This window comes from Devosia sp. A449, from assembly GCF_054489375.1.
On sequence record NZ_JBTMWU010000001.1, the window covers coordinates 341,441 to 366,630 of the forward strand.

At 64.0% G+C, this 25,190-nt stretch carries 25 protein-coding genes; 12 read left to right on the plus strand and 13 right to left on the minus strand.

Features of this window, described 5'->3' with window-relative positions; all coding sequences use genetic code 11:
* Nucleotides 1–56 precede the first annotated feature (56 nt).
* Together leuD and argC are read right to left on the minus strand one after the other, a co-directional pair.
* The gene (gene leuD, locus ACX3OW_RS01665; protein ID WP_459094000.1) at nt 57–662 is read right to left on the minus strand and encodes a 3-isopropylmalate dehydratase small subunit; all 606 of its coding nucleotides are present in this window, start codon (nt 660–662) and stop codon (nt 57–59) included.
* Between the two features lie 95 nt (nt 663–757).
* Nucleotides 758–1,708: an N-acetyl-gamma-glutamyl-phosphate reductase gene (argC, locus tag ACX3OW_RS01670; RefSeq protein WP_459094001.1), complete on the minus strand. Its 951-nt coding sequence runs from the start codon at nt 1,706–1,708 to the stop codon at nt 758–760.
* A 131-nt stretch (nt 1,709–1,839) separates the two neighbouring features.
* On the opposite strand from argC, the gene deoD reads away from it, so the two are divergent.
* The 4 genes from deoD to ACX3OW_RS01690 all read left to right on the plus strand — a co-directional run bounded on the left by deoD (nt 1,840) and on the right by ACX3OW_RS01690 (nt 4,319).
* Nucleotides 1,840–2,553 carry a purine-nucleoside phosphorylase gene (deoD, locus tag ACX3OW_RS01675; RefSeq protein ID WP_459094002.1) on the plus strand — a complete coding sequence of 238 codons (714 nt, stop codon included), beginning with the start codon at nt 1,840–1,842 and terminating at the stop codon, nt 2,551–2,553.
* 21 nt (nt 2,554–2,574) lie between these two features.
* Nucleotides 2,575–3,198 carry a hypothetical protein gene (locus ACX3OW_RS01680; RefSeq protein WP_459094003.1) on the plus strand — a complete coding sequence of 208 codons (624 nt, stop codon included), beginning with the start codon at nt 2,575–2,577 and terminating at the stop codon, nt 3,196–3,198.
* A gap of 71 nt (nt 3,199–3,269) precedes the next feature.
* Nucleotides 3,270–3,560 (plus strand): hypothetical protein, encoded by a 291-nt coding sequence (locus ACX3OW_RS01685; RefSeq protein WP_459094004.1) that lies wholly within the window; start codon nt 3,270–3,272, stop codon nt 3,558–3,560.
* Between the two features lie 117 nt (nt 3,561–3,677).
* On the plus strand, nt 3,678–4,319 hold the full coding sequence (locus ACX3OW_RS01690) for a CPBP family glutamic-type intramembrane protease (RefSeq protein WP_459094005.1): 642 nt from the start codon (nt 3,678–3,680) through the stop codon (nt 4,317–4,319).
* Nucleotides 4,320–4,321: 2 nt separating this feature from the next.
* Here the strand turns inward: ACX3OW_RS01690 and ACX3OW_RS01695 are convergent, their stop codons facing one another.
* Nucleotides 4,322–4,705 carry a hypothetical protein gene (locus ACX3OW_RS01695; protein WP_459094006.1) on the minus strand — a complete coding sequence of 128 codons (384 nt, stop codon included), beginning with the start codon at nt 4,703–4,705 and terminating at the stop codon, nt 4,322–4,324.
* Nucleotides 4,706–4,883: 178 nt separating this feature from the next.
* Between ACX3OW_RS01695 and ACX3OW_RS01700 the strand changes: the two genes are divergently transcribed.
* The gene (locus ACX3OW_RS01700; RefSeq protein ID WP_459094007.1) at nt 4,884–6,149 is read left to right on the plus strand and encodes a Glu/Leu/Phe/Val family dehydrogenase; all 1,266 of its coding nucleotides are present in this window, start codon (nt 4,884–4,886) and stop codon (nt 6,147–6,149) included.
* 59 nt (nt 6,150–6,208) lie between these two features.
* On the opposite strand, the gene ACX3OW_RS01705 is transcribed toward ACX3OW_RS01700, so the two are convergent.
* The gene (locus tag ACX3OW_RS01705) at nt 6,209–9,466 is read right to left on the minus strand and encodes a S41 family peptidase (RefSeq protein ID WP_459094008.1); all 3,258 of its coding nucleotides are present in this window, start codon (nt 9,464–9,466) and stop codon (nt 6,209–6,211) included.
* Nucleotides 9,467–9,648: 182 nt separating this feature from the next.
* On the opposite strand from ACX3OW_RS01705, the gene leuB reads away from it, so the two are divergent.
* Entirely contained in the window at nt 9,649–10,749 is a 1,101-nt protein-coding gene (gene leuB / locus ACX3OW_RS01710) for a 3-isopropylmalate dehydrogenase (protein WP_459094009.1), read from the plus strand.
* A 256-nt stretch (nt 10,750–11,005) separates the two neighbouring features.
* On the opposite strand, the gene rpsP is transcribed toward leuB, so the two are convergent.
* The 4 genes from rpsP to ACX3OW_RS01730 form a co-directional block, all read right to left on the minus strand.
* Nucleotides 11,006–11,407 carry a 30S ribosomal protein S16 gene (rpsP, locus tag ACX3OW_RS01715; RefSeq protein WP_459094010.1) on the minus strand — a complete coding sequence of 134 codons (402 nt, stop codon included), beginning with the start codon at nt 11,405–11,407 and terminating at the stop codon, nt 11,006–11,008.
* 33 nt (nt 11,408–11,440) lie between these two features.
* Nucleotides 11,441–13,021: a signal recognition particle protein gene (gene ffh / locus ACX3OW_RS01720; RefSeq protein ID WP_459094011.1), complete on the minus strand. Its 1,581-nt coding sequence runs from the start codon at nt 13,019–13,021 to the stop codon at nt 11,441–11,443.
* A gap of 362 nt (nt 13,022–13,383) precedes the next feature.
* Nucleotides 13,384–14,592, minus strand: a complete 1,209-nt coding sequence (locus tag ACX3OW_RS01725; RefSeq protein WP_459094012.1) for a GNAT family N-acetyltransferase — start codon at nt 14,590–14,592, stop codon at nt 13,384–13,386.
* 2 nt (nt 14,593–14,594) lie between these two features.
* On the minus strand, nt 14,595–15,554 hold the full coding sequence (locus ACX3OW_RS01730) for a hypothetical protein (protein ID WP_459094013.1): 960 nt from the start codon (nt 15,552–15,554) through the stop codon (nt 14,595–14,597).
* Nucleotides 15,555–15,862: 308 nt separating this feature from the next.
* Between ACX3OW_RS01730 and dapF the strand changes: the two genes are divergently transcribed.
* From dapF to ACX3OW_RS01750, 4 genes are all read left to right on the plus strand, one after another.
* Nucleotides 15,863–16,714: a diaminopimelate epimerase gene (dapF, locus tag ACX3OW_RS01735; RefSeq protein WP_459094782.1), complete on the plus strand. Its 852-nt coding sequence runs from the start codon at nt 15,863–15,865 to the stop codon at nt 16,712–16,714.
* On the plus strand, nt 16,714–17,982 hold the full coding sequence (gene mtaB, locus ACX3OW_RS01740) for a tRNA (N(6)-L-threonylcarbamoyladenosine(37)-C(2))-methylthiotransferase MtaB (RefSeq protein ID WP_459094014.1): 1,269 nt from the start codon (nt 16,714–16,716) through the stop codon (nt 17,980–17,982). Before dapF ends, mtaB begins: the two co-directional genes overlap by 1 nt.
* Nucleotides 17,983–18,022: 40 nt before the next feature.
* Nucleotides 18,023–19,249, plus strand: a complete 1,227-nt coding sequence (ftsY, locus tag ACX3OW_RS01745; protein ID WP_459094015.1) for a signal recognition particle-docking protein FtsY — start codon at nt 18,023–18,025, stop codon at nt 19,247–19,249.
* A 94-nt stretch (nt 19,250–19,343) separates the two neighbouring features.
* A complete protein-coding gene (locus tag ACX3OW_RS01750) occupies nt 19,344–19,961 on the plus strand; it encodes a septation protein A (RefSeq protein WP_459094016.1) in 618 nt (205 codons plus the stop codon).
* A 146-nt stretch (nt 19,962–20,107) separates the two neighbouring features.
* Here the strand turns inward: ACX3OW_RS01750 and ACX3OW_RS01755 are convergent, their stop codons facing one another.
* The 5 genes from ACX3OW_RS01755 to tsaD all read right to left on the minus strand — a co-directional run bounded on the left by ACX3OW_RS01755 (nt 20,108) and on the right by tsaD (nt 23,368).
* Entirely contained in the window at nt 20,108–20,512 is a 405-nt protein-coding gene (locus ACX3OW_RS01755) for a DUF1761 domain-containing protein (RefSeq protein WP_459094017.1), read from the minus strand.
* A gap of 83 nt (nt 20,513–20,595) precedes the next feature.
* Nucleotides 20,596–21,030: an EVE domain-containing protein gene (locus tag ACX3OW_RS01760; protein ID WP_459094018.1), complete on the minus strand. Its 435-nt coding sequence runs from the start codon at nt 21,028–21,030 to the stop codon at nt 20,596–20,598.
* A 4-nt stretch (nt 21,031–21,034) separates the two neighbouring features.
* Entirely contained in the window at nt 21,035–21,328 is a 294-nt protein-coding gene (locus ACX3OW_RS01765) for a YciI family protein (RefSeq protein ID WP_459094019.1), read from the minus strand.
* 5 nt (nt 21,329–21,333) lie between these two features.
* Nucleotides 21,334–22,320 (minus strand): NAD(P)H-dependent glycerol-3-phosphate dehydrogenase, encoded by a 987-nt coding sequence (locus ACX3OW_RS01770; protein ID WP_459094020.1) that lies wholly within the window; start codon nt 22,318–22,320, stop codon nt 21,334–21,336.
* Complete coding sequence (gene tsaD, locus ACX3OW_RS01775; RefSeq protein WP_459094783.1) at nt 22,310–23,368, minus strand: tRNA (adenosine(37)-N6)-threonylcarbamoyltransferase complex transferase subunit TsaD; 1,059 nt, start codon at nt 23,366–23,368, stop codon at nt 22,310–22,312. Before tsaD ends, ACX3OW_RS01770 begins: the two co-directional genes overlap by 11 nt.
* Before the next feature lie 129 nt (nt 23,369–23,497).
* On the opposite strand from tsaD, the gene hemC reads away from it, so the two are divergent.
* Together hemC and ACX3OW_RS01785 are read left to right on the plus strand one after the other, a co-directional pair.
* Complete coding sequence (gene hemC / locus ACX3OW_RS01780; RefSeq protein WP_459094021.1) at nt 23,498–24,439, plus strand: hydroxymethylbilane synthase; 942 nt, start codon at nt 23,498–23,500, stop codon at nt 24,437–24,439.
* Nucleotides 24,436–25,164, plus strand: coding sequence for a uroporphyrinogen-III synthase (locus ACX3OW_RS01785; RefSeq protein WP_459094022.1), 729 nt, complete (start codon nt 24,436–24,438; stop codon nt 25,162–25,164). The genes hemC and ACX3OW_RS01785 overlap by 4 nt, the downstream gene beginning before the upstream one ends.
* Nucleotides 25,165–25,190 lie beyond the last annotated feature (26 nt).

Here is a 25,190-nt window from a genome sequence, read left to right on the forward strand (position 1 = left end):
GTTTCGGGAATGAAAAAACCCCGCCAGCTGAACTGGCGGGGTTGATTGGGACAGGCTTAGAGCCAGGGCCGGTCGGTGGCCATCTGGCCTTCAAAGGCCGAGATGGACGGATCGGACTTCAGCGTGCCGGCGATATCGTCGAGGCCTTCGAGCAGGATCTGCTTGCGGCTCGGATCGATATCGAAATGGATGGTGCCGCCATCCGGACCCTTGACGGTCTGGCTTTCCAGATCGACGGTCAGCGTGGCGTTGGAGCCGCGCTCGGCATCGTCCAGCAGCAGCTTGAGCTGCTCGGGGGTAACGACCAGCGGCAGAATGCCGTTCTTGAAGCAGTTATTGTAGAAGATGTCGGCGAAGCTGGTGGAGATGACGCAGCGCACGCCGAAATCGAGCAGCGCCCAGGGGGCATGCTCGCGGCTGGAACCGCAGCCGAAATTGTCGCCGGCCACGATGATGGTGGCATTGCGATAGCCCGGCTTGTTCAGCACGAAATCGGGATTTTCCGTGCCATCTTCATGATAGCGCATCTCGGAAAACAGCGCCGTCCCCAGACCCGTCCGCTTGATGGTCTTGAGATACTGCTTGGGGATGATCATGTCGGTGTCGATATTGATGATCGGCAGGGGTGCCGCGACACCGGTCAGGGTGGTGAACTTGTCCATGGCTGGAAAACCTCGCTTTGGCCGGTTCATCGCGCATAAGCAGGCGCGGGGTCAAGTCGGGAAGACGGGAAAGCGTTCGGCTCGCCCCCCGGCGGCTATGCCGCCAGGCTTTCCTTGGCGTCGACGCCGAGCATCAGATTGAGGTTCTGCACGGCGGCGCCGGAGGCGCCCTTGCCTAGATTGTCATAGACCGCCACCAGCAAGGCCTGGGCCAGGCTGTCATTGGCGAAGACGTAGAGCGTCAGCTGGTTGGTGCCGTTATTGGTTTGCGGATCGAGGGCCTCGACGCGGCCAGTCGCCTCGAAAGGCGCGACGGTGACGAAGCTGTCGGGGATGGCGGCATAGTGATCGGCCAAAGCCGCGTGGAGCTGTTTTCCGGTCGGCACGCTGGCGAGATCACCGAGCTGCAGCGGCACGAAACTGGCCATGCCCTGCGCGAAATCGCCCACACTGGGGACGAAGAGCGGCGCGTGGGTCAGCTTGGGATAGGCCGTCATTTCCGGCACATGCTTGTGATTGAACATCAAGCCATAGGGCATGAAGTGGCTGGCCGAGGGGCCGGCGGCTTCGTAGTCGGCGATCATCGCCTTGCCACCGCCGCTATAGCCGCTGATGCCGTTATAGGTGAGCCGGCTATCGGCCGGCAGCAGGCCAGCCTCGACCAGCGGGCGGATATTGGCGATCAGGCCCTGCGGCCAGCAACCCGGATTGGAGACGAAGCGGGCGGCGGCAATGGCCGCGCTCTGGCGCTGGTCCATTTCGGCAAAGCCATAGGTCCAGTCCGGATCGACGCGATAGGCGGTGGAGGCGTCGATGACGCGCGTGGTGCCATTGGTGATCAGGCTGACGCTTTCCTTGGCCGCATCATCGGGCAGGCACAGGATCGCCACATCGGCCGCATTGAGCAGCCGCTGGCGTTCGTCCTGATCCTTGCGCTTGTCGGCGGCGATGGAGAGCACCTCCAGGTCGCGCCGGCCGGCCAGGCGCTCGCGGATCTGCAGACCCGTGGTTCCGGCTTCCCCGTCGATGAAAATCTTGGCAACCATTGCGTCACTCCATTGCTGGAAACGTAGATGGACCGCAGGCAAGGCAAGGTCAAGGCATCAGCCGTCTGTTGTCATTGGCGAGCGGCAATGCCATTGATTTGACCAACTGGACAAAAACCGAGGAGATCAAGATGACCCCCCATAACCACGCCAAGCAGGGTGACTATGCCGAGGCCGTGTTGCTGCCGGGCGACCCGCTGCGCGCCAAGTGGATTGCCGAGAATTTTCTCGATGACGCCAAGCTGGTCAATTCGGTGCGCAATTGCCTGGGCTATACCGGGACCTACAAGGGCAAGAAGGTTTCGGTGCAGGCCACCGGCATGGGGCAGCCCTCGCTGTCGATCTATGTGCATGAGCTGATCAACGTCTATGGGCTCAAGACGCTGATCCGCGTCGGCACCTGCGGCGGGCTCAATGCCAAGGTCAAGGTGCGCGATCTGGTGCTGGCGCAGGCCGCCACCACCGACAGCGCCATCGTGCGCGACCGCTTCGGGCCATATAATTTCGCCCCGATCGCCGATTTCGGTCTGCTGCGCTCTGCCGCCAACAAGGCCGAAGAAAAGGGCATGCGCTTCCATGCCGGCAATATGCTGAGCAGCGATATTTTCTATCATGCCGAGCCGGGGCTGGAAGGCTATGGCGCCCTGCCCGCGCACGGCATTATCGGCGTCGAAATGGAAGCCGCGGCGCTCTATACTCTGGCGGCGCGCTTTGGCGTCAAGGCGCTGACCATCTGCACCATGACCGACTGCCTGATCACCAAGGAAGAGATCGACGCCAATGAGCGCCAGACCTCGCTCAAGGAAATGGTGACGCTGGCGTTGGACGTGGCCATCGAGGCTTAAGGCGCCGTCAGGAGGCCTGCCATGAGCGTGCTCGACAAACTTTCAGGGGCTCTCGACCGTCGCGACGAAGGGCCCAATGTCGAACTGGCCGCTGCCATCGCGGCCTCCGGCGACAGCGCGGCTGTCGCCGAACTGGCCGGGGCGGTGCGCTCCGGCTCGGCCCGGCAGGCCAATGACGCGCTCAAGGTGCTGTATGAAATCGGCGCCAGACGGCCCGAGCTGATCGGGGGCGAATGCCCGGTTTTCATCGACGCGCTCAAAAGCGCCAATAATCGCACGGTATGGGGCGCCATGACGGCGCTCGACGCCGTGGCCGAGCAACGCGCCGAGGCGCTGGTGGCCGACTTGCCGGCCATCATCGAGGCCGCCGATCGGGGCTCGGTGATCGCCAAGGACCATTGCAACTCGATCCTGATCAAGCTGGCCCGCGCCGGCTATGGCGACAAGGTGGTGCCGATCCTGCTTGAACGGCTCAAGCATGCCGCGCCCAACCAGTTTCCGAGCTATGCCGAGGCCATGGCCCCGGTGATTCCGCCTGCGGAACACCCGGGATTTGTGGCTTTGCTTACCGGGCGGCTGGGCAAGATCGTGCAGGACAGCAAGCGCCAGCGGGTGGAAAAGCTGCTGCGCAAACTTAATGGTTAACCTCTAGCCGGAACCTGTGGGGCTCAGCTATCGTTGCGCTTGTGAGCAGCATCCATGGCGGGGAGGCCAGCATGACCCGAAACCACACACTGACACGACACCGCGACATCCAGAACTGGGTGACCGACCGACACGGCATTCCGGCGATTGCCCGGGTGCGCAACCGGTTCGGGGAAGAACGGGCGTTGCTCAAGCTGAGCTTCCAGAAGCCCGACAAGGCGCAGATGGAAAGCCAGGATGACGGCATGAGCCCCTGCTCGTGGACGGCCTGGCTGGCCGAACTCGACCGCCAGCATCTGGCGCTCAAGGTTGATCCCGTGGCCGATGATTTCGAGCTGGTGACGCGCCGCGACATGCATTAGCGCCGCTGAAGCGTAGCGATTATGGGTGGGAGAACGCCCTGCCCGCCGTAAGCGCCATTGCTCCAGCCGCCATCTTCTGACTCAATGCCGGCGATTGTCCGCAGCCGCCGAGCCTTTATGAGCCGTTCCCAGATCGCCCTCGTCCTGCATGCCATGGCGCTGATTGCCGCCATGGTGCTCATCGTACCGGCGCTGACCCTGCAACTGGGCGGCCCGAGCGGGTTCCTGCTGACCCTGGTGATCTATTGGCTCGGCTTCTGCCTGCCGGTCATCTTCTGGCATGCCTGGAAACGTCATGACGGAAGGCTGTTTTCGGAGCGGCTGGCCTGGCGCGACTGGTTCGTGCCGGGCTTGCTGCTGATCCAAGTTGGGATTGTCGCGCTGGTGGCCTTTGTGCCCAACACCGCGCTGCTGACCACGCATGGGGCGATGCTCGCCACCCTGATCGGGGTGATCAATGGACCCTTGGAGGAAGCGGCCTGGCGCGGCGGGTTTCTCACCCGCTTTGCCGAGCGGCGACGGCTGGGCTTCTGGCTGAGCTGGGTCCTGTTCAACGCCTGGCATGTGCCGCTGCTGCTCAGTCATGGCCTGATTTTTGATGGTGGCGCACTGGCGCTGGTCGGCGGCGCGGCGGCATTGGCGCTGCTGTGGAGCTGGATCGCCTGGCGCAGCGGCTCGGTATTCTGGACCGCCATTGCCCATGCTTTGACCAATGTGCTGACCTTCTGGGTGCTGTTCGACAGCAATGGCTTTGTCTAACCCTACCAGCCGTAATCCAGCACGGTCAGCGTGCGCAGCCGCTCGCCATCGAGCCATTCGATGCTGGCATTGCGCTTCATGCCGATCAGCGCCGCGCCCACCGCCCCCAGAATCGTGACATTGCCTTTTTCGCCGAACGGACGATTGGGATAGCTCAGCCGACCCAGCCGCGTCAGCGGCTCGTCATCGAGGCGGAACATCACCCGATCCCCCATCGACACCCCGGCCTTGTCCCAGGGCGCGCAGACGGCGGCGCGGTTCAGCTCGCGTTCGAGATAGGCGGCGACATAGGGCAGCTGTTCGCAGGCCCGCTCGACCAGCGACGACACCCGGTCGTAGTCGTCCGCATTAATCAGCAGGTCGGGCAAGGCGGCGGAAGTCAGCACATGGGGTCTCATCGGGCAGCGAAACCATCTGCACGGCTAGCCCGTGCCCGGTCAATAGGCATATTGGACAGCAAAGCAGCATTTAATGTCAGCCTTATTGACCTAAGAAAGCCGCCGTGGCACACAATGCGCCCCATATTTGTGCATATTGCCCAAATTCCCGCGCAAAGGATCCGCCATGACCGACGACAACCTGCTTGATCGCGCCCTTGTCCGCCTCGAAGAGGCGGCCAGCCATCTCCAGATCGATCCGGATGTCATCGAGAAACTCAAATATCCGCGCGAGACCACCAAGACCCGCCTGCTGATCCGCATGGATGACGGCTCGCGCAAGTCGTTCCTGGCCTGGCGCTGCCGCTATGACGACACGCGCGGCCCCACCAAGGGCGGCATCCGTTTCCATCCCGACAGCACCATCGAGGAAGTCGAGACGCTGGCGTTCTGGATGACCTTCAAATGCGCCGTGATGAACCTGCCTTATGGCGGCGGCAAGGGCGCCGTGCGGGTTGATCCGCGCACGCTGTCGCGCACCGAGCTGGAGCGCCTGTCGCGCGCCTATATGCAGGCTTTCGCCTCCACCGTCGGTCCCGACCGCGATATTCCGGCGCCGGACGTCTATACCAATGCCATGATCATGGGCTGGATGGCCGACGAATATAACCAGATCACCGGCAGCGTGACGCCGGCCGTCATTACGGGCAAGCCAATCGCGCTGGGCGGTTCGCTTGGCCGCAATGACGCCACCGCGCGCGGCGGCTTCTATCTGGTGCGCCATCTGGCGAGCGAGCTGGGCCTCGCCCGTGACCACACCGTCGCCATTCAGGGCTTTGGCAATGCCGGGCAGTTTTATGCCCAGCTCTCGGCCGCCGACAACAACAAGATCGTTGCCGTCTCCGATTCCAATGGCGCCATTCACCGCCCCGCCGGGCTGGACGTCGCCAAGCTGATCGCCGGCAAGAATGCCGGCCGCCGGGTGACCGAAATGGCCGCCGAACTGGATGCCGCCATCATCCCCGCCGACGACCTGCTCGGCGTTGAAGTCGATCTGCTGGTGCCGGCGGCGCTGGAAGAAATGATCACCATCAACAATGCGGCCTCGATCAAGGCCAAGGTGATTCTGGAACTGGCCAATGGCCCGGTCACTGCCGAAGCCGACAAGGTCCTCGCCGATATGGGCGTGACCGTGCTGCCCGATATTCTGGCCAATGCCGGCGGCGTTACCGTCTCCTATTTCGAATGGGTGCAGAACCGCCAGGGCTTCTATTGGGACCTGGAAGAAATCCATTCGCGCCTGAAGAAGATGATGGAACGCGAAGGCCGCGAAGTCTGGACCATCGCCTGCGACCGCGGCGTCTCGGTTCGCTCGGCTGCCTATATCCATGCCCTTGGCCGTCTCGCCACCGCCATCGAGGCACATGGCACCCAGTCCTATTTCGCCGGCTGACCAGCCGCGACGCTCACTATGAAAAAGGCGCCCTTACGGGCGCCTTTTTTGTTGCCGGTTTACGGCAGTCGGCAATCGACGCCGTCGCCCAGCTCGTCCATCAGCGCGGCAATTGCCGCCTCGATTTGCGGGTCGGTATTGAGGCCCGCGCTATTGGGGCTGAACGGCACATGCAGTTCGGGCGCGATGACGTTGTTCTCGTAATAGCGGCCGTCCAGCCGCTTGTTGGGCAGCACCGGAATGCCATAGACGAGGCCGGGCACCACGGGGCTGGAGACATAATCCACCGCCGTGCCGGTATTGAGCACCGTGTCGCCCACCAGCTTGCCGATGCCGCTATCCTGATAGGCCTGGGGGAACACCGAGCCATCGGAATAGCCAAAACTGTCGACCACTACCGCGCTGGGCCAGACCCAGCGATTATTGGGCTCGATTTCGGTCGGGCCGCCCTCCAGCCCCAGCGTCGAATAGGCTTTGCCGCTCAGCAGGGTGATCAGCTCGCGGGTGAGATTACCCCCGCCATTGGAGCGCACATCGATCAAGGCTGCCTTGGCGATGCCGCGCTGGGCGGTGAGATTGCCCAGCAGGTCGAGATAGGACGCCGTGTCCATGCTCGGCACATATTGATAGGCGATGCAGCTGTTGGAGAGCCGCGCCACCATTTCGCGCCGCGCATCGATCAGCCGGGTCTTGGCCAGCGCCGTCTCCTCAAGCTGATCGATCGGCTTGACCGAATAGAAGCGCTCCTCCTGGGTTTCCCCATCATTGACCCCTACCAGAGCCGGACGGCCGACATTGAGCGCGAGCAGCCGGTCGAGCCCGCCGGCCTCCGGCACCGGATGGCCATTGATCGAGGTGATGATATCGCCCGGCGCGATATCGATGGCGCGGCGGTCGAGCGGACCGCCGGGCAGGATGGCGGCGACGCGACGGCCGGCGCCCTCATAGCCATGGTCCAGATAGACGCCCAGCGCGTCATTGGTGTTGCCAAGATCCTGCCGCTCGGCTTCGCGCCCGCGATAGCCGGTGAACATATGGGAGGCCGACAGCTCGCCATACATGGCCGAAATCAGCTCGCGCAATTCGCGGTCGCTGGCGATGGAGCCGAGATAATTGCGGTATTTTTCGCCGATCGCCGCCCAGTCGCGCCCCTCATGGCCGCTGTCGTAGTAACGGTATTCGACATCGGCCCAGGCCTGCTCGAAACCGGCCAGCCGCGCCGCATCGGCGTCACGCGCATAGAACAGATTGGAAGCGATGATGTCAGCCTGATCCGGCGCCGCCAGCGGGATGCGCCTGATGTGCCCGGCCAGCTTGGCGTCGAGCGCGCCCAGATCGGGCACATAGGTCAGCGCTTGCAGATCGGGCGCATCGAAACCGCCAATGGTGCTGACGCTGCCATCCACCAGGCTGACGACATTGATCGCGTAACTATCCTCATCGACCGCCGCTACCACCAGCAGGCTATTGAGATCGGGCAGCGGCTCGACCAGCCTGACGCCGTCAAGCCCATGGGTCAGCCGTCCTTCCAGCTGCTGCGGCCGGAAGCCGTCCAGCGCGTAGCGCCGGACCACCGGCGTGCCATCCTCGGCTTCGCCATAGGCGCCCCCCAGCCCCTCGACAGTATCGAGGAAATCCTGCCGCGCCTCTTCCGACAGGAAGATGCGGTAGAGCTCGGTGCCCTGGGCCCAAAGCTGGGCATCGCGCAGGCTGTAGAGCGAGGTGAGGCCGAGCACCTGGGTGCCGTCGAGGCTCCAGAAGCCGTTGTAAAGATTGGGCACCGCACCGATGGGCCGGGCCGGCGCGCTGCCATCGGCCGGCACGATGGCGACCCGGCGAATATCGCCGCCGCCAATGGCCCGCCAGTCGACCAGCAATTCCTCGGAACTGGGCGACCAGCTGAAGCCCAGATCGCCATCCTTATAGGTCGAATTATAGTCGGCCTCGCCGAACAGCTTTTGGACCGCGCCGCTCTCCAGATCGAGCACCTGGACCTCGCGACGGTCGGCGATGAAGGCGAGCTTGCGTCCATCGGGCGAAAAGGCCGGCTGATAGGCATTGCCGGTTTCGGGGCGATAGAGGGGGATTTCCTCATAGCGCGGCTCGAGCCCGCTATCGCCATCGGGCCGCAGGTCGACGCCATAAATGCTCCATTGATGGTCGCGCTGCGCGGCATAGGCCAGCATCGCCCCATCGGGGGAAAAGGCGATGTTCTTTTCCGCGCCGGGCGTGGCGGTGAGCTGGCGGAAGGTGCCCGCCACATCCTGGATAAACACATCGGCATTGGCGATGAGCGCGAAATGCTCGCCATCGGGCGAGGAGGCAAATTCGCGGGTGCTGCCGGCATAGAAATTGTCCTGCCGGCTGGCGCGCTGCTCCAGCGTCAGCACCTCAATGGGCCGGGCCTCGCTCGCCGCGGCGGGCATGACATGGATGCGACCGCGATAGGCAAAAGCCAGCGTGCCGTTATCGGCCACCGACAGGTCGCGCACCGGGTCGCCTTCATAGTGGGTGAGCTGGACCTCCTCGCCCGAGGCGAGATCGAGCCGCCAGGCGTTGAGCCAGCCCGAGGCCTCGGAAAGATAATACAGCGCCGTGCCATCGGCGCTCCAGACCGGATTGTGCCGGTCAATGCCATCCACCGGGAACAGCGGTTGGTGGCTCCCGCTCACCTGATCATAGATCCAGAGCTGGCGCGCATTGGCGGCGACGCGATGCTGGCGGTCTTCCGGATCGATGGAGGGATTGTAGCTATAGACCAGCCGCGTCTGCTCGCGGTTCCACTGCGCCTGCTCGGCCAGATTGGGCAGCACCAGCCCCTCGCGGCCACTGCCGATATCGACGGCATGCAGCTGTGGCTTGCCCGACAGGGCGCCCTGCACGCTCTGTTCGGCATCGCCCAACCGCAGCGCGGTATAAAGGATCGACTGCCCATCCGGCGCGAAACTGGTGGGGATCTCGCTGGCCGAAGACCAGGTCATGCGTTGCAGCGTGCCGGAAAAATCGGTCAGATAGACGTCGTCATCGCCATTGAGATCGGAGGCGAAAGCCAGCTTTTCCGAGTCGGGCGACCACAGCGCACCATGGCTATAGGTGCCGTTGGCGGTGAGCGGCACGGCCAGCCCACCCTCGGCATCCACCACGAAGATGCGGCCACGATAGGTGAAGCTCAGGGTTTCGCCATCGGGCGCAATCGCCGGATAGCGCACCCAGATCGGCATTTCGCCTAGCGCCAGCGCGCCGGCATCCTGCGCCAGTGCCGACGGCGAGGCCGCCAGGAGAGCCAAGAGGGAGATGGTGGCACGGCGCTTCAACATTTTCTAGGCTCTCCAACGCTTTAGTGGCGGGCAAACAAGCATTGCGGTCGTAAAGACTTGCTAAATCCGCCGCTAGAAAACTTCGATTTTTTCGGCCCATGCGCGTCCGGCTTGCGCAGCGCGTGAAAAAGACGCTATGTCGCCCTATCGAAGCGTAACCACCAGTACGGTAAGGACCGATCATGGCCACTCATTCCCTATTCCTGCTGCCGGGCGACGGCATCGGCCATGAAATCATGGTCGAAGTCGAAAAGCTGATCGCCTGGACCAATGCCGAGCAGCTCACCGATTTCTCGACCGATCGCGGCATGGCCGGCGGTACGGCCTATGATGCCCATCAGGTGGCGATCACCGATGAGGACGTGGCCAAGGCCAAGGCCGCCGATGCGGTGATCTTTGGCGCCGTGGGCGGCCCGAAATGGGATGACGTGCCCTATGAGCAGCGCCCCGAAGCCGCGCTGCTGCGCTTGCGCCAGGAACTGGGCGTGTTCGCCAATCTGCGTCCCGCCATCTGCTACCCGGCGCTGGCCGATGCCTCCTCGCTGAAGCGCGAGCTGGTCGAAGGCCTCGACATCCTGATCGTGCGCGAGCTGACCGGCGGCGTCTATTTCGGCGAGCCCAAGACCATTACCGAACTGGAGAATGGCCAGAAGCGCGCCATCGATACCCAGGTTTACGAAACCTACGAAATCGACCGCATCGCCCGCGTCGCCTTCGATCTGGCCCGCACCCGCAACAACAAGGTGCACTCGGCCGACAAGAAGAACGTGATGAGGTCCGGCGTGCTGTGGGACGAAGTGGTCAAGGGCGTCGCCAAGGACTATCCCGATGTCGAAATGCACCACATCCTGGCCGATAACGCGGCGATGCAGCTGGTGCGCAATCCCAAGCAGTTCGACGTGATGGTGACCGACAATCTGTTCGGCGACATCCTGTCGGACGTGGCCGCCATGCTGACCGGTTCGCTCGGCATGCTGCCCTCCGCCTCGCTCGGTGCGCCCGATCCGGTGACCGGCAAGCGCAAGGCCTTCTACGAGCCGGTACACGGCTCGGCCCCGGATATTACCGGCAAGGGCATTGCCAACCCGATCGCCATGATCGCTTCGGTGGCGATGGCGCTGCGCTACTCCTTCGGCCAGATCGAACTGGCGACGCGGATCGAAAACGCCATCTCGGCCGTGCTCAGCGACGGGCTGCGCACCGGCGATATCGCCCAGGACAATCGCAAGATTGTGGGCACGGAAGAGATGGGCGCAGCGATTTTGGCGAAGTTGAAGGCCTAAGACGCCGACTTACCACTGTCGTCACCACCGGGCTTGTCCCGGTGGTCCATCTGCCATCGCGCCAGCGGTGCGATGGATTGCCGGGACAAGCCCGGCAATGACGGTGGAATGGAGATCGTGGGCCACCTTGCGGCGGGGGCACGATCTCAGGATGGGTCCCGGCTCAAGGCCGGGATGACATCGAGTTTTGGGATGGATAAATAAAAAAGGCCCCGGCGCTTGCGCACCGGGGCTTTTGTGATTCAGCGGCCAAAACTTATTCGGCAGCGGTCTCTTCAGCGGCCGGAGCTTCCTTCGGCGCGTTCTTGGCTTCTTCGATGGCCGCAGCCTTGGCGGCCTTCTCTTCAGCGCGCTGGGTGGCCTTCTCGCCCGGCTTGGCCTTGTTCGGGTTGTTGCGTGCGTCGCGCTTGGTCAGACCGGCGGCGTCGAGGAAACGCAGCACGCGGTCGGTCGGCTGGGCGCCAACGCCGAGCCAATGCTTGGCGCGCTCGGTGTTCAGCACGATGCGGCCTTCATTGTCCTTGGCCAGCAGCGGATTGAAGGTGCCCAGCTTCTCAATGAAGCGGCCATCGCGGGGCGAACGGGCATCGGAGACGACGATGTGGTAGAATGGGCGCTTCTTGGTGCCACCACGGGCGAGACGGAGCTTGAGGGCCATTTTGGTATCCTTGAGTTGAGTTTGGTTGAACGACTATTTCTTCTTGCCCAGGCCGGGAAGGCCAGGGAAACGGGGAGCGCTGCCCAGACCGGGCAGACCCGATCCGGCGGATTTGAACAAAGCGCCGACATCGGTCGGCAGTTTCTCGGCCAGTTGCGGCTGGGCGCCGGGCAGGCCCTTGAGCTGGTTGGGGTCGAGGCCGGCCTGACGGGCCATCTGCTCGAGCTGGGCCGGGTCCATCTTGGAGATGTCGGGCATGCCGCCCATCATCGAACCCATCTTGCCGCCGAACATGCCACCCAGGGCGCCCATGCCGCCCTTGGACACTTTCTTCATCATGTCCGCCATCTGACGGTGCTGCTTGGCCAGCTTGTTGATCTCGCTGACTTCCACACCCGCGCCGGCGGCGATGCGCTTGCGGCGGCTGGCATTGAGCAGGTCGGGCGCGGCCCGCTCTTTCTTGGTCATCGAATTGATGATGGCGATCTGGCGATCGAACACCTTCTCGTCGATGTTGGAATTGGCCATGGCTTTTTTCATCTGGCCAACGCCCGGCATCATGGACATCAGCCCGCCCATGCCGCCCATCTTCTTCATCTGCAACAGCTGGCCGCGCAGGTCGTCGAGGTCGAAGGAGCCCTTTTTGAGCTTCTTGGCCATCTTCTGGGCGTCTTCGGCCGAAACGTGTTCGGCGGCCTTTTCGACCAGCGAGACAATGTCGCCCATGCCCAGAATACGGTCGGCGATACGCGAAGGATGGAAATCCTCCAGCGCATCCATTTTTTCGCCGACGCCGATCAGCTTGATCGGCTTGCCGGTCGCCGCGCGCATCGACAGAGCCGCGCCGCCACGGCCATCGCCGTCGACGCGGGTCAGCACGATGCCGGTGATATCGAGGCGGCCATCGAAGGAGCGCGCCACATTGATGGCGTCCTGACCGGTCAGCGCATCGACCACCAGCAAAATTTCATGCGGGTTGGCGATGTCCTTGATGGCGACCGTTTCGGCCATCAGCTCGTCGTCAATATGGGTGCGACCAGCAGTGTCGAGGATCAGCACGTCATAGCCGCCGAGACGGCCTTCGCGCTCGGCGCGGCGGGCGATCTGCACCGGGGTTTCGGATGCGACGATGGGCAGCGTATCGACGCCGACCTGTTCGCCCAGCACGCGCAGCTGCTCCATGGCGGCCGGACGGCGGGTATCGAGCGAGGCGAGCAGGACTTTCTTCTTGTTCCGCTCGCTCAGCCGCTTGGCGATCTTGGCGGTGGTGGTGGTCTTGCCCGAGCCTTGCAGGCCGACCATCAGCAGGGTGACGGGGGCCTTGGCATTGAGATCGATCGGCACGCTGTCCGAGCCGAGCACGGCGATCAGCTCGTCATGGACGATCTTGACCACTTGCTGGCCCGGCGTCACCGAACGGGTGACCTCGGCGCCGACGGCGCGTTCGCGCACCTGTTCGACGAAGGCGCGAACGACTTCGAGGGAGACGTCGGCCTCGATCAGCGCGCGGCGAATCTCGCGCATGGCGGCATCGACGTCGGCTGCACTGAGCGCGCCGCGACCGCGGATGCCATCAAAGATTTTGCCAAGCCGGTCGGAAAGGCTCTCGAACATATTTCTGGTCCTTCGCAGCGGGAATATCCCGCTAGACATAGGATCCATCCACGCAAACGCCAAACCCACCCGCGGGCGCAACGCGCTGGCGGATGTTGGCCTCCGGGATCGGTTTATACCCTAGGGGTCCCGGTCGGCTGGTCAGGAGCTTACGCCTGATGAATGGCGTGCGGTGTAGGGGAAGGCAGGGCGGGAGTCAAGAAAAAGCAGGAATTGGGGTCGTGGGGCTGGGCACCGGACGGCACCTCCCCCTCGACGGGGGAGGTTGGGAGGGGGTGTGGGAGCCCCGATGATTGTGGCCAATCCACCCCCACCCTTGATCCCTCCCCGCAAGGGGGAGGGTGTCGACTGCGACATTGGCCCTACAAATTCCGCCCGGCGACGCGCAGCAGCAGGCTGCGCAGCCAGCGGGGCATGCCGAGCATGGCGGATTTGAGCGCGGGGCGCAGCCGTTTGTCCCAGACATTGAGCACCAGCACGCCGCGCGGGGTGACGGGCAGGGCGTAGTCAGTCACGCTCACCACTTCGGTGGCCCAGGTCAGCTTATAGGGCATGACCGGCACCATCAGATCGGCCCCGACCAGGCCGCGATCGGCGCATGCATGGATGACTTCACCCAGATGCAATTTGCCCGGGCTATCCTCGGAATGGCCGAAATCGCGGCTGGCGACGAAGGCATAATAGCGCTGCTGGTGCACGAAGCCCCACTGCTCGGCCAGCTTTTCGCCCTGATGCTGCAGCGACATCGCCAATAGCGTCAGATCGGGCCGCCCGGGCAGGCCGGTGCAGAATTCGGTGAAGGCATTATTGCTGAAGGCCCGCGAACTCAGCCCCTGCTCGCGCAGGCGATTGGCGCGACCGGAGAGGGTCCGCTCGACCACGCCCAGCGTCTCGCCTGCATTGGCCGCAACATGGTGGGTCACCGCGCCGTCGCGCTCCAGCCGGTTGCGCTCATTGCGCATATTCTTGCGCGTCTTGGGCTTGATGGTCTGGAAATAGGCCTCGTAATCGGCAAAGTCGCTGAGCGCCACATAGGGAGCGCCCTGCGCGGCGCCGGTGACCAGGTGATTTTCCGGCATGGCCCGGGCCAACTGGCTATCGCTGCGCACCTTGAGGAAACTCACGGCATCGCAGGGCGCAGCCTTGATGGCGGCGCGCAGCAGCCGCGCCAGTGTCTCTTGCGGGTTGAGCCCGTCGGCGATCAGCACGTCCGAATATTGGCTGAAGGCATGGCCGAGCGGCGCCAGCACAATGCGCATCGGCGTGCGGATGCGCTCGAGCGGCAGCACCGCCACCAGCCGCTGCCCCTCGCTGAGCGTCACCACCACCGGATCGAAGGCCGCATTGCCCCGCGCCGCCTCGAAATCGAAGATTGCACGAGCCCAGCCGCTGCCCTGAAACAGCACGGCGCCGGCCACCTGGAGTTCCAATGCTGCCCATTGTTGGGCGATGGCGTCGAACCCTTCGCGGGTTTGCACCAATTCGATGTGCAGCCCATGTCCCGGCGCGGAAACGCGATCGACGGCGTCGGGACGCCGTCGCTCTTCGATGCAGGGAAGGGCCGTGAGCACGCTCATTTGCTGAAGGAATAGCCTTCAATGTCGCGCACGCCTTCGGGGGCGCTCGGATCGACCTGGAAGTCGACCTTGTAGATTTTCTGCTTCTGCGGATTGAGCGGGGTGAATTTCACCAGCCCGGCCAGCGCCAGCTTGGAATAATAGCTGAGGCCCGTCACCTGCTGCGACAGGTTCTGCTTGCCGGTTCTGGCCCGCAGAATGCCATTGGCATAATTGACGGCGTAATGCTTGCGCAGCTCGTCGGTCCAGTGCTCGGTGGTGAAGGAGACGTTGAGCATCCCTTCATTGACCACGCGATGTGGCCCGTTGAGCGGCCAGTGGATCATCTTGCCGGCGTCGAGCACATGGGTCTCGGCATAGTCATCGTACCAGGGCTCATAGGGCATGTCGGTTTCGCGCAGCTGACCCAGGATCAGCTTTTCCAGCGCCGGCTGGCTGATGAACGGCTTGGAGGGCGGATAGACATAGAGCTTCTTGGTGCCGCGCACCTGCCACAGGCTCTGCCCCGGCACGTCGGAGTGATACTTCACCGACACATTGGGCGAGGAAATCAGGATGGTCAGGTTGCGCTTGTAGCTCTTGAAGCCGGGAACCCGTTCCTCGAATTCGCTGTAGAGACTATCGAGCAGCGCGCCATAGGCTGGATCGGTCTTGGCCGGGGCGGTGAGATTGACCCAGATATTGCCGGTCTTGATGACGTCGATGACCTGCTGGCCGGAGAGGCCCTTGATCTCGCCTTCGCGGCGCTTGGGCGGATTGCCCGGCGTCTTCTGCGAATAATTGACGTGGTAGGCCTCGCGCGGCGTGTTGTCGATCAACTGCGCCAGCGCGGCGTCGGTGAACAGCGGCGAGCTGGCCAGATTATGGCTCAGCGCCAGCGAATGATTGCCGAACAGTGAGGGAAAATGAGGCTGCCAGTCCGTGATGATCTGGTCAGTCAGCATGGTCATGTTCATGGGCTGGGCTCCGAAAACGGTGGCAGCGAGGGATGATCCTCAACCTCTGTCAGGAGGCTAGCGCACAATCGGGCCTTTGGCGCGGTCAAGCTGGTCGCCTGGTTAAAGCGCCATGAAGCCGGAAACCCCCGCAAATCTAAACAATTCGAAGGCTTTTTCCTGCGTATTTTTCCGTTACGCCACGGCAGGCGCGGCTGCGGAACCATGCCAACAGCCGCACTGGCAATTTTGGGCTACATCCGCCATATAGCGGTCAATTCCAACACTCGCGGACGAGGCGACCAGTGAGCGGCGCGCCGTTTCTCAAGATGAACGGGCTGGGCAACCAGATTATCGTGGCCGACATGCGCGGCCGCGCTGACCGGATCACGCCCGCCGCCGCCATCGCCATCAATGCCGCCGAGGGCACGAAATTCGATCAGATCATGGCGATCCATGATCCGCGCATGCCCGGCACCGTCGCCTATGTCGACATCATCAATTCGGACGGCAGCAGCGCCCAGGCCTGCGGCAATGGCATGCGCTGCGTCACCCAGTTCCTCGCCGCAGCGGGCGAGCAGAAGCATTTCACCTATCAGACAGTTGCCGGCATTCTGTTTGGCGAAGAGCTGGCTGACGGCCAGATCACCGTCGACATGGGTACGCCGAAATTCGCCTGGTACGACATTCCGCTGGCCGAGGAATTTGCCGATACCCGCAAGATCGAGCTGCAGATCGGGCCGATTGATGCGCCAGTGCTGCATTCGCCCTCGGTCGCCTCGATGGGCAATCCGCATGCCATTTTCTGGGTGCATGATGATGTGTGGAACTATGCGCTGGACCGCTTCGGGCCGATGCTGGAAAACCACCCGATCTTTCCCGAGCGCGCCAATATTTCGCTGGCCCAGGTGATGGCGCCGGACAAGATCATCCTGCGCACCTGGGAGCGCGGCGCCGGCCTGACCGAAGCCTGTGGCACCGCCGCCTGCGCCGCCGTGGTCAATGGCGCGCGCACCCGCCGCACCGCCCGCAAGGCGACCGTCACCCTGCCCGGCGGCGATCTCGTCGTCGAATGGCGCGATGACGACCATGTGGTGCTGACCGGCCCGGCCGAGCTGGAATGGACCGGCACGCTCGACCCGGCTAGTGGCCTGTGGGCGCGCAACGAGGTCGCGGCCTGATGGCTGTCGAAACCGTGACATTCGGCTGCCGGCTCAACGCCTATGAAGCCGAGGTTATGAAGCGCGAGGCCGAAAAGGCCGGGCTCGATAATGCCATCATCTTCAACACCTGCGCGGTGACCGCCGAGGCGGTCCGCCAGGCCAGGCAGGCGGTGCGCAAGGCCCGCCGCGACCATCCCGACGCCCGCATCATCGTCACCGGCTGCGCCGCCCAGACCGAAGCCCGCAGCTTTGGTGACATGGCAGAAGTCGATCTGGTGATCGGCAATAACGACAAGATGCAGGCCGAAAGCTACACCCCGCTGGTGTTTGGCTTGCCCCTCAATGACAAGGTGCAGGTCAACGACATCATGAGCGTGCGGGAAACCGCCGGCCATCTGATCGAGGGCATGGATGGGCACACCCGCGCTTTCGTGCAGGTGCAAAATGGCTGCGACCACCGCTGCACCTTCTGCATCATCCCGTTTGGCCGTGGCCCGTCGCGCTCGGTGCCGATGGGCATGGTGGTCGAACAGATCAAGAAGCTGGTCGGCAATGGCTATCGCGAAGTGGTGCTCACCGGGGTCGATATCACCTCCTATGGCCCCGACCTGCCGGGGACGCCGACCCTGGGAAAGCTGGCCCAGGCCATTCTGCGCCATGTGCCCGACCTGCCCCGGCTGCGCATTTCGTCCATCGACTCCATCGAGGCCGACGCAGCGCTGTATGATGTGGTAGCGAGCGAGCAACGGCTGATGCCGCATCTGCATCTGTCGCTGCAATCGGGCGATGACATGATTCTCAAGCGGATGAAGCGCCGCCATAGTCGCGACGATGCGCTGGCCATTGTCGGCAAGCTGCGCGCGTTGCGCCCCGACATGGTGTTCGGCGCCGATATCATTGCTGGCTTCCCCACCGAGGATGACGCCATGTTCGCCAATACGCTGGCCATCGTCAGCGAGGCGGAACTGACCTACCTGCATGTCTTTCCCTATTCGCCGCGCCAAGGCACGCCGGCGGCGCGCATGCCGCAGGTGAGCGGCAAAATCGCCCGCAAGCGCGCCACCCTGCTGCGGGCGGCGGGTGATCGGCAATTTGCCAAGCTCTGCGCCAGCCGGGTCGGCCGCGTCGAGCATGTGTTGATGGAGCGCAACGGGCTGGGCCGCACTGCGCAATTCGTGCCGGTCAAGATGGCGGGCACCCAGCCGGGCGATTTGCTGGAGGTGCTGGTCACCGGGGTTCACGCCGACGGGCTGGTGGGTGAAACACAAAGAGTTGCGGCGGCGTGATAGAGACACGCTCGCATGGTTTGGAATTGAAGGCACATTTATGACCGACAAGAAGCCGGGATTTTTCAAGCGCCTGTTTGGCGGCGAGACGCCGGTGCAACCACCCGCGCCGCCGGAAGCGCTGCCCGAGGCCGTGCCGGCGTCAGTGCCAGCACCGGAACCGGTGGCGCCGACGCCTGAGCCGATTCCAGAACCAGCGCCTGCGCCTACCCCCGAACCGGACGTCGTGCCGCAACCCGGTCCACCCGAAACCACGCCCGATTATGTCGAGGAGGTGGAAGACCGACTGGTCGCCGCCCCTGCCTCGGTTGCGCCGCTCGCTCCGGTGAACGTCGCCGAAGAGGCCCCGCGCCAGGGCTGGTTTGCCCGGTTGGCCGGTGGCCTCAAGCGCTCGTCGGATCAGCTCACCGGCTCGATCACCTCGGTCTTCACCAAGCGCAAGCTGGATGCGGCGACGCTCGACGAGCTGGAAGACGTGCTGATCCAGGCCGATCTGGGCATCGAGACGGCCACCGCCATTACCGAAACCCTGCGCCGCGACCGCTTTGACAAGGATGTGTCGGGCGAGGATGTGCGCGCCGTGCTGGCCGCCGAAGTGGAAAAAGTGCTTGGGCCGGTGGCCCGGCCGCTGGAAATCGACCCGGCGCAAAAGCCCTTCATCATCCTGATGATCGGGGTCAATGGCTCGGGCAAGACCACCACCATCGGCAAGCTGGCGCAGAAATTTACCGCCGAGGGCAAATCGGTGATGCTGGCGGCGGGCGACACGTTTCGCGCCGCGGCGATTGAACAGCTCCAGGTCTGGGGCCAGCGCACCAATGCGCCGGTGATCACCCGCCCGGCCGGCTCCGACGCCTCGGGCCTCGCCTTTGACGCAGTGACCCAGGCCCGTGCCGAAGGCCGCGATGTGCTGATCATCGACACCGCCGGGCGGCTGCAGAACCGCGACGAGTTGATGAATGAGCTGGAAAAGATCATCCGCGTCATCAAGAAGGTCGACCCCACCGCGCCGCACGCCACGCTGCTGACGCTCGACGCTACCACCGGGCAGAATGCGCTGCGACAGGTGGAGATTTTCGGCAAGCGCGCCGGGGTGACCGGGCTGGTAATGACCAAGCTGGATGGCACGGCACGCGGCGGCATTCTGGTGGCCATTGCGCAGAAATTTGGCCTGCCGGTGCATTTCATCGGCGTCGGCGAAGGCGTCGGCGATCTCGAACCCTTTACCGCCAGCGAGTTCGCGCAGGCGATTGCCGGGCGGGAATAGCCCCAATCTGACCATGCTTGAGGCCTATCCCGCCCTTGCATGGGCGAGCCTCAGCGCTCACATTGCCCTTTGATGCCGTTTAGAGACCATTGCCATGACCGACAAAGCCGAACCCGAGCTCAACTGGGACGAATTGCGTCCCCAGCTCATCAAGATGGGGCTTGAGCTCGGTCCGCTGGTGATCTTCTTCATCGCCAATGCCCGCGCCGATATTTTCACCGCCACCGCCTGGTTCATGGGCGCCATGGTGGTGTCGCTGGTGCTGACCTGGCTGCTGCTCAAGAAGATTGCCGTCATGCCACTGGTCACCGGCGTCGTGGTGCTGGTGTTTGGCGGGCTGACGCTGTGGCTGCAGGACGACACTTTCATCAAGATCAAGCCGACCATCACCAATGGCCTGTTCGCGGCGGTGCTGCTGGGCGGGTTGGTGTTCGGCCACTCCCTGCTGAAATATGTGTTTGGCGACGTCTATAAGCTCCGCCCCGAGGGCTGGAGCAAGCTGACGCTGAATTGGGGCCTGTTTTTCGTGGTGCTGGCCATCATCAACGAAGTGCTGTGGCGCAATTTTTCGACCGATATCTGGGTGGCATTCAAGGTCTGGGGCGTGATGCCGCTGACCGTGATTTTCTCCATCAGCCAGGTCAGCCTGCTGAACAAATATGCCCCCGAGGCCGAGCCCAAGCATGTGCCGCCGATTGTGGTGGAGAGCTGAGCTCCCGCGACTTGCCCACTCGCGCCAATCGTCACCCTCGGGCTTGACCCGAGGGCGTTGTACTTGCCGCATCGCAAGAACCCTCGGGTCGAGCCCGAGGGTGACGAGCGTGGATTGGTGACACCGAGTTTGTGGGTGCCTGCTACTTAGCCAAACACGCCAATGATGGCGCCATCGAGCAGCAGCACGACCAGCAGATAGCCGCCATCGATGACGGTGCGTGACCAGGGCGAGCCGGCATAGCGGTGGTTGAGCACCATGGATGTCAGCACAAAGCCCAGCCACATATGGGCGCCGACGATCAGCCCATTGGTGACGCTGAGCGAGCCGAGCAGCGCCGGCGTCAGCAGGGCGATGAAATAGGCCATCACCGCCAGGCACACCACCGACCAGATATAGGGCGTGTAATCGGCCCGGTTGATGTCTTCCGGCTTCTTGCCGATCGCGGCCAGCCATTGCTTGGAAAACAGCATGTACCAGCCGGCGCCGGCGCCCCAGCTCACGACGGTGGCCAGCACGACGGCCAGCCAATTGACGGCGAAATGCGACATGATTGAACTCCCCAAGCGCCCTTTTGCGCGTGGGGCAGGTTAGCGCCGCTCAGAGGGGATCGGAAGCGGCCAAATAGACGAGCTCAGAGCCCGCCCATCTTGCAAATCAAATCCCATTCGGCCTGGCCGACCTTGGACACCGACAAGCGCGAGAGCTTGACCAGTTCCAGCTCGGACAATTCGGGCGTGGCTTTGACCGTGGCCAGCGTTACGGGCTTGGGCAGCGGCTTGACCGCTTCGACATCGACGCAATCCCACACCACTTCGCCCTTGGCATTGAGCTCGGCGGTATCGTCGGGGTGCGACAGGCCGACCACCTTGATGATGCCGACAATCTCCTTGCCGATATTGGAGTGGTAGAAAAACGCCAGATCGCCCAGCGCCATGGCCCGCATATTGTTGCGCGCCGCATAATTGCGCACCCCATGCCAGGCTTCGGGTTCGCCGCGCGCCGTCGTGGCCTGCATGTCCTCAAAGGAGAACACATCGGGCTCCGATTTCATCAGCCAATAAGCCATGACACTAGGCCTTGGGTGACATGTGATCAAAGGCGATGCGCCAGGGCTTGATCTCGATGCTGCCGAAAATGCCCTCGGACACGAACGGATCGGCGTAGAAAATCGCCGTTGCCGCTTCGATCGTCTCGGCTTCCACCACCATCAGCGACCCCTCGGGCGTGCCGGTGGCGTCGAGCAGCGCGCCGGCCAGCCGCAGCTGCTGGCCCAGGGCTTCCAGATGCTGCAAATGCACCGGGCGCACGGCCAGGCGCTTGTCGGTAGTTCCGGGTGCGTCCTTGGCGATCATGGCGAACAACATGGAGTTCAATCCTCTCGTTTGAGTGGGCGGGACATTAGCCCCGCAACAATAGTGGCGATATTGGCCTTGCGGGTGAGCACGGCATTGACCGCCTGCACCAGCGGGGTATCGACATCGAGGCTTTTGGCCAGCGCTTCCGCCACCGGCGCGGTGGCGACACCCTCGGCCAGCTTGGCGCCGCCGGCCAGGATCACCTCGACGCTCTCGCCGCGCCCTAGCGCCATGCCGAACTGATAATTGCGCGACTGCTCCGAGGTGCAGGTCAGCGTCAGGTCGCCCAGCCCGGCCAGCCCGGTGAGCGTTGTCGCCGAGCCGCCCATGGCCGACACCATGCGGGCCATTTCGGCATAGGCGCGGGCAATCAGCGCCGAACGGGCCGACGCGCCGAGCCCGGCGCCATCGACGGCACCACAGGCCAGCGCATAGACATTTTTCAGCGCCCCGGCGATTTCGACGCCGATACGGTCATCGGCAGCATAGGGGCGGAAACTGGGGCCTGCCAAAGCGGCCGCCAGCATTGAGGTGGCTTCGGCATCGTCCCCCGCCAGCGTCACCGCCGTGGGGCGGCCCGCCGCGACATCGACGGCAAAGCTGGGGCCGGACAGCACATAGGGGATGGCAGTGGGCGCCATATCGATGAGGATTTCGCTCTGCCGATCCAGCGTGCCGGTCTCCAGCCCCTTGGCCGACAGGATCACCGGCCGGCCGGCCAGCAACGCCGGATCGAGCGCCGCCAGAGCGGCCCGGCTCGATTGCGCCGGCACGGCGAGAATGATGAAATCGGCGGGGGCGGCGCTGGTCGCGGCGATGATGCCGGGATGCAGTTGCTGGCTGCCGAGATAGCGGGCGTTGCTGTGCTGGCTGTTGATTTCAGCAACTTGCGCCGCGTCCCGCGCCACCAACGCGACCTTACGGCCGGCCATCGCCGCGGCCTGCGCCAGCGCGGTGCCCCAGGCACCGCCACCGATGACGCTCACAGTTTCAAGCTGCATTGGGGCCAATCCTCATATCGTCGAGATCGAGCGGCCAGCGCGGCCGCGCGGTGAAATCGAGGGTATTTTCGACGCCCAAGGCGAAACGTTCTGCCCCAGCCCAGGCGACCATCGCGCCATTATCGGTGCACAGCGCAATCGGCGGCACGATCAGCGTCGCGCCAGCCTTGGCGCAGACGATTTCGAGCGCCGCCGCAATGGTGCGATTAGCTGCAACGCCGCCGGCCACCACCAGTTGCGGCGCAGCATCGGGCAATTCAGCCTTGAACCGCTCCAGCGCCTGCCCGGCGCGCACCGCGACCACTTCAGCCACCGCCGCCTGAAAGCTGGCGGCAATATCGGCGACATCCTGATTGCTCAGCGGCGCCAGCGCTTCGGCCTGTAGCCGCACCGCAGTCTTGAGCCCGGAGAAGGAGAAATCCAGCCGCGCCTCGCGCAGCAACGGTCGCGGAAATTTGAAGCGTTTCGGATCGCCGGACTTGGCGAGCTGCTCCACCGCCGGCCCACCGGGCGGGCCGAGGCTGAGCAGCTTGGCCACCTTGTCGAAGGCTTCGCCCAGCGCGTCATCGATCGTGGTGCCCCAGCGCTGATAATCGCCGACGCCGCGCACCAGCACGAACTGGCTATGGCCGCCCGACACCAGCAGCATCAGATAGGGAAAATGCACCCCATCGGTCAGTCTCGCCGTCAGCGCATGGGCTTCCAGATGATTGACCGCGATGATCGGCTTGTCCAAGGCGGCGGCCAACGCCTTGGCGGTGGTGAGCCCGACCAGCACGCCGCCGATCAGCCCCGGACCAGCGGTGGCGGCGATGGCATCGACCTCGTCCAGCCTTATGCCGGCCTCGCGGCAGGCCTGGGCAATGATGTGATCGAGATAGGTGACATGGGCGCGCGCCGCCAGTTCGGGCACCACGCCGCCGAATGCCGCATGTTCATCGAGCTGGGTTCGCACCACATTGGACACAATCGTGCCCTGGCCGGCTGCGTCGCGCCGCACAATGGCGGCCGCGGTTTCATCGCAGCTGGTCTCGATACCAAGGATTATGGCTGGCGCTTGCCCGGTCACGACGAACTGGTTACTCCCTCTGGAGCAGAATGCAGAAAAGCTTGTGCCGGGTTTCGCGATAGCGGCGAAATTCAACGACGGCCCTGCCTACTATAGGAAGCAAAGACATTGCAATCGTCAGCCCCCTTCGCCCGGATCGGAACGCGCGGTAGTCCGCTGGCACTGGCCCAGGCGCGGCTGGTGCGGCGCCTGTTGAGCGAAGCCAACGGCGTGCCCGAAGACGACATCGCCATCGAGGTGATTTCCACCGGCGGCGACCGCAGCCAGGCCAGCAATGCCAGCCTCGAAGAAATCGGCGGCAAGGGCCTGTTCACCAAGGAAATCGACGAGGCCATGCTGTCCGGCCGCGTCGATATCGGCGTGCATTCCAGCAAGGACGTGGCCACGCGCCTGCCCGACGGCATTACGCTGGCGGCCTTCCTCGAGCGCGAAGACGTGCGCGACGCTTTCCTGTCAGTGAAGGTGCAAAGCCTCGACCATCTGGCCGAGCGCGCTAAATTCGGCACCTCCTCGATTCGCCGCGCCGCCCAGGTGCGCCGGGTGCGGCCGGATCTCGAAATCGTGGCATTCCGCGGCAATGTCGGTACGCGGCTGCAAAAGCTGCTCGACGGTGTGGCCGATGCGACGCTGCTGGCCATGGCCGGGCTGAACCGGCTGGGCGAGGGCCACCGCGCCACTGCCTTGCTCGACCCCGAAGTGTTTTTGCCCGCGCCGGCGCAAGGGGCAATTGGCCTCGCGGTGCGCAGCGACGATTCCCGCATGGCAAAACTGATCGCGGCGCTGGACCACGCGCCAACCCACACCATGATCGCCGCCGAACGCGCCATGCTCGAAGTCTTGGACGGCTCCTGCCGCACCCCGGTGGGGGCGCTGAGCCGGCTCGACGGCGACACGGTGACGCTGCGCGGCCAGATTCTCAGCCTCGATGGCCAAACTGCCTTTGAGAGCGGCGCCAGCGGCGGTGACCCGCTGGCGGTTGGCCGTCAGGTCGGCGCCGATCTGCTGGCGCAGGCCGGCACCGATTGGCTGGCCCAGTGGGCGCGCCAATGAGCCGGATGCTGGTGACACGGCCGGAACCGGATGGCCAATCGACGCTGGACCGGCTGGCTGCGCTCGGCATTGAGGCCGTCGCCGCGCCGGTGATGACGCGCCAGACGCTCGATTCCAGCCTGCCGCCGCCCGATGGTTTTACCGCCGTGGTGCTGACCAGCGCCAATGCGGTGCGCTCACTGGCAGAACGCAACATGGTCGAGCGCTTTGCCCATCTGCCGGTCTTCGCTGTGGGCGATCACACGGCGCGCGAGGCCTCTGCCGCCGGTTTCGTCCGGGTCAGCAGCGCCGCCGGGGCGTTTCAGGATCTGGTCAATGCCATGCGCATTGCCCGCCTGCCCGGGCCGATCTTTTACCCCGCCGGCAAGCATCAGAGCGCCGATCTGGCCAAGGCGCTGGCCCCGCTCGGCATCATGGTGGTCACCGCCAAAGTCTATGAAATGGTGGCGATCGACGCCCTGCCCGAGACCATTCTGGCGCAATTGGGCGACGAGATCACCGCCGTGCTGGCCTATTCGCGCCGCTCGGCGCAGATCTTTGCCGAACTGGCCGCGTCGATCTCGCGGGAACGGCGGCGCAATCTGGCCGTTCTGTGCATGTCTGAAGCCGTCGCCGGGCCCCTGCTCGACGCCCGCTTCAGCCGCATCAGCCTGGCCGACCGGCCCGACGAAGACGCCATGTTGGCGCTCGCACTGGCTTTTGCCCGCGAGCAAACTGGGCCATGATCGGCCTCCACGAATGAGGACAAGCC